This is a genomic window from Kaistella sp. (genome assembly GCF_049588135.1).
In the GTDB taxonomy this organism is placed as follows: Bacteria; Bacteroidota; Bacteroidia; order Flavobacteriales; family Weeksellaceae; genus Kaistella.
This window is the reverse complement of record NZ_JBAVFG010000234.1, coordinates 1-7,078: the sequence shown is the minus strand read 5'-3', so window position 1 is coordinate 7,078 and position 7,078 is coordinate 1. Positions and strand designations below refer to the sequence as shown.

The window sequence follows — 7,078 nt, the reverse complement described above, 5'->3', positions numbered from 1 at the left end:
GTATAACATCCGTAACCGTTACACAACCCTAAATTTTAAATTAATTAAAAACACAACCGAAATCCAATAAAAAAAAATTCGTCAAACTTAATTGACGAATTCTCCTTTCACTTTATTTTTACTTTTGATTATTGAATCCTTATTTTTTAAGCATCTTAACGGTTTCGGTTTGGTTACCGGTTTTTACTTTTACCAAATAAGCTCCTTTGGTTAAGTTAGAAACATTAAGACCTTCTTTAGAAACTTTATTAGTAGAAAGAATTTTCTGTCCTACCATGTTATAAATTTCTACATTATCAATTTTATCGGCATTGGTTAAATACAATGTATTTTGTACCGGGTTTGGATAAATATCGATTTTGGCAGCATTCACGTTGTTTGTTCCAAGCGTGCCAAGAAGTTTAATTACAAAACCTTGATAACCAGAATCTGATCTACCAATTCCTGTGATGTATTTTCCGTTGGGAGAAATCGACATTGGCAATGCAAATGTAATTCCCAAATCATCTAATCCTAAACTCAATACATATTCATTCAGATCAAGTGCGCCCGTTTCTTTGGTCCAAATAAAACCATTCCCTGACAAAGCACCAGTTCCCCATTCTCTTAAATATCCGATTACGGTTTTACCATCATCAGAAACGCTTATTGCCGTTCCTTCTATCATTGGATCCTCTTGAAGTAATTCGGTATAACCATCAGTTTCAGTCCAAATGTAAGGAATGTTATCAAGGTTTGCTCCAACGATTGTTTTGCCATCCGGTGTTACATTCACTGCTTCACCAACAAATTCTCCGTTAGTATCTGTAAGATGAGTCTGAACTCCATTTTTCCAATATACTCCGAAACGATCACCATAATCGTCATCTTGCCATCCTACGACCATGCTTCCATCATCACTAATACCATTGGCTCTAGAACTGCTACCAGCAACCGTGGTTCCTATATCAACAAATCCTGTTGCTTGTGACCATTTTACTGCGCGTCCTAAGTAACCTCCGAAATCGCCTAAACCTACAACGGTAGAACCATCACTTGTCATTCCCCAAGCAGAACTCCCTGCGTTTGGAGATAAAGTTCCTAAAAAGGTCCAAACTTGAGTGGTTGTATTATAACGCGCCATTTCTTCCAATCCTGTTGCCGGGTTAGTTAAACTTCCAGAAACATATTTTGCATCAGAAGAAATACTCGTCATCCCGGATATTTGATCATCGCTTTCGCCAATTGTAGCTGTTCCACTACCTTCCGTCCACATTACATGAGCAGCACCACCGGCAAAATTACCAACTGCAACACCAGTATTAGAAACATCTGTCATTTGCATCATGTTTCCAGTATCAAAAACCTGAGCGTTGGCCGCACTTAATCCGCAAATAACTAGCGCAATTGAGTAAATTTTTTTCATAATAATTATTATTTTTTTTGTATTACAAACATACCTCCATCCATAGCGAACCGCCTAATAAATGCCTTTCGTATTTCACGAAATCGCAAAGACACAAAGTGTAAAACATTAATAATCAATGATTTGTAAAATACAGCATTGATAAAGAATCCCACTTTATATATTTGAAATCCACACAGATTAAGCAAGATTGCAACAAACAACACAGCATTTTTAAATAAAAAATAACAAAATCATATATAAATAACAAAACTCTTGTATATCAATAAAAAAAAATTATTTTTGTTAAATGAAGTGGGAGCAACTATTTATATTTATTTTTTTGATCAACATTGTTTTTATATCTGGTCAAAAGAAAAGTGACTTCGAAATAATGGTTGGAAAAAGCATCGAAAAACTTTATCAAAATCCTGATGCTGGGATCAGATCCTGTAAAAATATAAGTGTCAAGGATGATCAAAATTATGAAAAGCTGATCATCAAAAATATCCTTGCAGAAGCCTATTCTCTGAAAGGAAATTATGTTGAAGCAGTACAAATTGCGTTAGAAAATTTAAACACTTCCAATCACCTACAGAAAAAAGATCAACTGCTTATTAACATTGGAGTGATGCAGTGCTTCCAGGAAGTTAATTTATACGAACAATCAGAAATGCTTGTGACTCCCATCTTAAAAGATTTAAGCCAAATAAAAAACAGAAAAAACAACAAGGCTGCTAAAGTTTACCAACTTCATGCCGCTAATTTATTTGCACTTAAAAATAATGATGGAGCCTTAGAAAACATTACCCTAAGTAACAGTTATATCGAATCTAACTCTCCCGAATCATATATCATTATTTGCGAAAACAAAATTCTTGCGGGAAAAATATACTTTCAAAAAAAAGATAACAAAACTGCTGAAAGGTATTTCGAAGAGGTATTAACTATTTTAAAAGCACATCCCTATAACAATTATCTTTTCTCGTCCACCTATTTGAATCAATCAGATGTTTTGTTCGCAAAAAACGAATACCTCGCTGCAACCACTATTCTCGAAAAAGCGTTAGAAAAAACTAAAAATACAGATTTTCTAATCATCAAAAACAAAATCTACAGCAGACTTGCAAAAAACTATATCGCCTTAAAAGAAAACGATAAACATAAAGATTATCAAAAAATATATGATGACTCGCAAATGATAATAGAGGAAAATAGAGCAGAAGCCATCCGCAATATCATGAGGCTAAATCAAGCCATCCAAACTCAAAATTACAACACTTACATTTCTAAAAAGCAACAGCAGACTTATATTTACCTAGGTATTGCCCTCTTAATTATTTCGACAATCTTTTTTTTAAATTACCAAGAAAGGCAAAAGAAAAAAACACTGGAGAAGCAGGTTTTATTTTTTGAAAACCAAAAGATACTCTTTGCTCAAAAAGAAAACAAAATGATACAGCCTGAAAAACCAGTCGTTAAAAAGGCATTAGTTATCCCGAAAGAAAAAGAAGACCATCTACTGAAACAACTTAATGATTTTGAAGAATCGAAACAGTTTTTATCTAAAAACATGTCTTTGGCTCTTCTTGCTGCACAACTAGAAACGAACACCAAATACCTTTCTGAAGTGATTAATAAATTTAAAGGAAGAAATTTCACCACCTATATTAATGAACTGAAAATCAATTATGTTGCACACCTCATATCTTCAGATCCCACTTACCGGCAATATAAAATAAGTTATTTAGCAGAATTTACCGGGTTCACTTCTCACAGTACATTCACAGTAGTTTTTAAATCTGTAACTGGCATGTCTCCAAATGATTACATACAACAAGTAAAAAATCGACAAATAAAATGAGACCATTTTTCAACCTGCTCCGGTACTTTATATTCTGCTTATCGACAACCTTATTTTCTCAAGTTAAAAATAATGAGGCCGAAATAAAAAGGGCAAATGACATTCTTTACGAAAACCCGAATGAGTCGATAAAAATCGCATTTTCACTATTAAAAAAAGAAAAAAACACCGATCAAGTCGCAAATCTTTATATGATGATTTCCACTGCTTATATTGCAAAACGTGATATCGACAGCTCTCTGTATTTCATTATGAAAACGACCAACCTCATTAATTCTGATGCGTTAATTAAAACAAAAATCCGAATTTTAAATTCCGTATCTGTACAATATCAACAGATGCAGCTTTACGATAAATCTTTAGAAACACTAGATAAAGCCAAAGAATTTTATCTGAAATTACCGCCAGATGATAATAGCAGAGATTACAATTTTGAATTTAATAATATGATTCGCGGTATGATTTACAGAAGCCAAGCTAATCCAGAAATGGCTTTAGAAAAGTTTTCGCAAGCTGTTAAATATTTCAAGAAATTACCAAAAAAGAAAGGAAACTCATCTAATATCAGTATCATTTTATACAATATGGGTTATTGCTATATGGAATTAAATCAAAATTCTAAAAGTAAACTTTACTTTACAGAGGCAGTAAAATATGGTCAACTGGCAGACGCAAAAAGCATTGAAGCCTATGCTTTAAAAGGTTTATCGGAGAATCTATACGTTAATCATGAATATGTAAATTCATTACACTTATTGAATAAAGCAGATCATTTAGCAAAGACGATTGGAGACCTTGTCCTCAGTGAAGGCATTTACAAATTAATGGCTAATAATTATTTAGCAATAAATAACTGGGAGAAATATCAGCTTTATAGCGACCAGGTTTTACAATTAAAACAGGAAAAAGAAAAAAAAGACCAAAAGTCTCTTAATCGCTATATGAACATACAAGCCTCTGAGACTCAAGAAAAAATAGTTAGTACCAAGAACAAATTCCAAATTTATCAATTACTGATTGTTAGTTTTTCTGCGCTTTCAATTTTATTTCTGATGAGAAGTTTTCTTTCCAATCAAAAAAGAAATAAACTTCTAAAAAATAATATTGAACAACTCATTAATACTGATTAATAGAATTAAAAAACTTCTGATAGTCCGATGATTGGTCATATTAGCATTGTTTTGTATTTTTGCTGCTAAATTACACCAAAACACATGTCGAGAATACTTACAGGAATACAAGCAACAGGAACACCACATTTGGGAAATCTTTTAGGAGCAATTATTCCCGCAATCGAACTTTCTAAAAACGCAGCGAACGAATCGTTTTTGTTTATCGCCAATTTGCATTCTTTAACGCAAATAAAAGATGCAGCAACACTGAAGAAAAACACTTACGAAACTGCCGCAACTTGGCTTGCATGTGGTTTAGATACAGAAAAAACTTTCTTCTATAGACAAAGTGACATTGCCGAAACCTGTGAACTAACTTGGTATTTATCATGCTTTTTTCCTTATCAAAGATTAACCTTGGCTCATTCATTTAAAGACAAAGCCGATCGTCTGGATGATGTGAATGCTGGATTATTTACGTATCCTGTTTTAATGGCTGCAGATATTTTATTATACGATGCGGAAATTGTTCCGGTGGGAAAAGATCAGTTGCAGCATTTGGAAATGGCGCGTGATATGGGTGCGAGGTTCAACCATCAAATGGGTGAAGTTTTTGTTTTGCCACAAGCAGAATTGCAGGAAGACACCAAATACGTTCCCGGAACCGACGGACAAAAAATGTCGAAATCAAGAGGAAATATCATCAATATTTTCTTACCGGAAAAGGAATTAAAAAAACAGGTAATGGGAATTGAAACCGATTCCAAATCTCTTGAAGATCCAAAAGATCCTGAAACAGATAAAGTTTTTGCATTATATGAATTAATTGCAACCCCTGAACAAACAGAAACTTTAAGACAAAAATACCTCGCCGGAAATTTCGGTTACGGTCACGCAAAAACAGAATTGTTGAATCTAATTTTAACCAGATTTGAAAAGGAAAGAGAACGCTTTACTTACTATATGAACAACTTGCCAGAATTGGAAGAAAAACTACAGGAAGGCGCAGAAAAAACGCGAGTAATTGCTTTGCAAACTTTAGCACGCGTTCGAAAAAGTGTTGGCGTTTAATTAAAAACACCAAACTAAAAAGCCTTTCCTATTTGGAAAGGCTTTTTTTATAAAAGTTCTTTTAGTTCAATTAATTTTCTAATCACCTGCACTTCGTCTGCTTCGAATTTATCATCGAAGACATCGAAATAAATCACCTTTAAGCCGAAAGACTTTCCGCCTTCTACATCGGCGATCCAGTCGTCACCAATCATTAAAGATTCTGTTGCTTTAGCGTTGGCTTTTTTCAAAGCGTAATCATAAATCTCAGGTTGCGGCTTTCTGATATTGATTTCATCTGCACTTGTTATGGTTTCGAAGTAATTTTGAATTCCCGAAAGTTCGCATTTTTTATGCGTAACTTCTTTAAAACCATTGGAGAGAATATGCAGTTGATAGCCTTTATCATAAAGATATTCTAAGATTTCAAACGCACCTTCTACCAAGTCATTATAATTAAGAATTTCATCTAAGAAATTATGCTCAAAGGTTTGCGCCAACTCGAAATCATCAATCCCAAAAAAGAGAAAAGAATCGTAGAATCTGTGTTTTCGAAGATATTCTTTATCGATTTCTCCGTCGCGAATTTGCTCCCAAAGTCTTTCATTAATGGTGAAATACTCTCGATGGAAATCATCAAAATTGATATTATATTTATTATAAACCTCTTGTCTTTTAAAAATTTCCTTTAAAGTTAAAAAGGCATTACCTCGGTGATCCCAAAGAGTATTATCGAGATCAAAAAAAATGTGCTGAATTTTCATACAGCACAAATTTAAGGAAATAAGATTAGTTCTTAGAAACAATATGAATTTTTGATTTCACTTTTAATAATTGAATGCTCTGAGAATAGCTGAGCAGAAAATCAATGGTTTGTTTCTTTGGTGTCAATCGTTTTTCATTTAAAGTGTCAATATTTTTCATAAGCGAAAAGTTTAACTAAAAACGAAAAATTTCGCATATTATTATCTGGTTAATATAATCTGATGTTCTTCCATAATTTTTCTTAAATTGATGAGCGCATAACGCACTCTTCCCAAAGTTGTATTGATACTCGCATCGGTCTGATCTGCGATTTCTTTAAAAGACAATCCATCAAAAAACCGAAGCCGAATAACTTCCTGTTGATTTTCTGGTAAACAATCTAGCATCTTCATCAAATCCTCCTGAATTTGCCTGCTAATTAATTGGTCTTCAATGTTCTCCTCTTTTACCGCAATTAAATCGAAGATCGAAAACTCTTCATTATCGTAAGAGGTTTCTGAGACTTTATTATGTTTTGCTTTTAACCGAAAATGATCGATCACCAGATTATGAGCAATGCGTTTTGCCCACAAAACAAATTTGCCTTCTTCGTTATATCGGCCTTCTTTTAAGGTAACAATAATTTTCATGAAGGTATCTTGGAAAATATCATTTGCCAAGGTTTCATCCATTATTTTATAAAAAATGAAAGTGAAAATTTCTTTCTGATGTCTTTCAATGAGTACGGCGAGTGCTTTCTCGTTGCCATTTTTGAAATTTGAGATCAGCCAACTGTCTGTATTTTTATCCATAACTCTATATTTTATCCAAGAATTTACGTCCCCAATATTTTCGGACTTGTAAAATTCAAATATTAAAAAACTGATAGAGATATGTGATCTATAAAACTGGCTTTATTGTGAG

General features: G+C 33.3%; 6 protein-coding genes. 3 read left to right on the top strand and 3 right to left on the bottom strand.

All coding sequences use genetic code 11. The annotated features are described in order from the left end of the window. Positions 1 to 139: 139 nt before the first annotated feature. Positions 140 to 1,405, bottom strand: a complete 1,266-nt coding sequence (locus tag WBY99_RS12515) for a T9SS type A sorting domain-containing protein (protein WP_423976668.1) — start codon at positions 1,403 to 1,405, stop codon at positions 140 to 142. A gap of 373 nt (positions 1,406 to 1,778) precedes the next feature. On the opposite strand from WBY99_RS12515, the gene WBY99_RS12510 reads away from it, so the two are divergent. The 3 genes from WBY99_RS12510 to trpS all read left to right on the top strand — a co-directional run bounded on the left by WBY99_RS12510 (position 1,779) and on the right by trpS (position 5,431). Continuing rightward, positions 1,779 to 3,248, top strand: coding sequence for a helix-turn-helix domain-containing protein (locus WBY99_RS12510; RefSeq protein WP_423976667.1), 1,470 nt, complete (start codon positions 1,779 to 1,781; stop codon positions 3,246 to 3,248). Between the two features lie 191 nt (positions 3,249 to 3,439). Beyond that, positions 3,440 to 4,378 (top strand): hypothetical protein, encoded by a 939-nt coding sequence (locus tag WBY99_RS12505; RefSeq protein WP_423976666.1) that lies wholly within the window; start codon positions 3,440 to 3,442, stop codon positions 4,376 to 4,378. Between the two features lie 84 nt (positions 4,379 to 4,462). After that, a complete protein-coding gene (gene trpS, locus WBY99_RS12500) occupies positions 4,463 to 5,431 on the top strand; it encodes a tryptophan--tRNA ligase (RefSeq protein ID WP_423976665.1) in 969 nt (322 codons plus the stop codon). Positions 5,432 to 5,478: 47 nt separating this feature from the next. Here the strand turns inward: trpS and WBY99_RS12495 are convergent, their stop codons facing one another. Both WBY99_RS12495 and WBY99_RS12490 read right to left on the bottom strand, forming a co-directional pair. Next, a complete protein-coding gene (locus WBY99_RS12495) occupies positions 5,479 to 6,174 on the bottom strand; it encodes a YjjG family noncanonical pyrimidine nucleotidase (protein ID WP_423976664.1) in 696 nt (231 codons plus the stop codon). A gap of 201 nt (positions 6,175 to 6,375) precedes the next feature. Further along, positions 6,376 to 6,966 (bottom strand): RNA polymerase sigma factor, encoded by a 591-nt coding sequence (locus tag WBY99_RS12490; RefSeq protein WP_423976663.1) that lies wholly within the window; start codon positions 6,964 to 6,966, stop codon positions 6,376 to 6,378. Positions 6,967 to 7,078 lie beyond the last annotated feature (112 nt).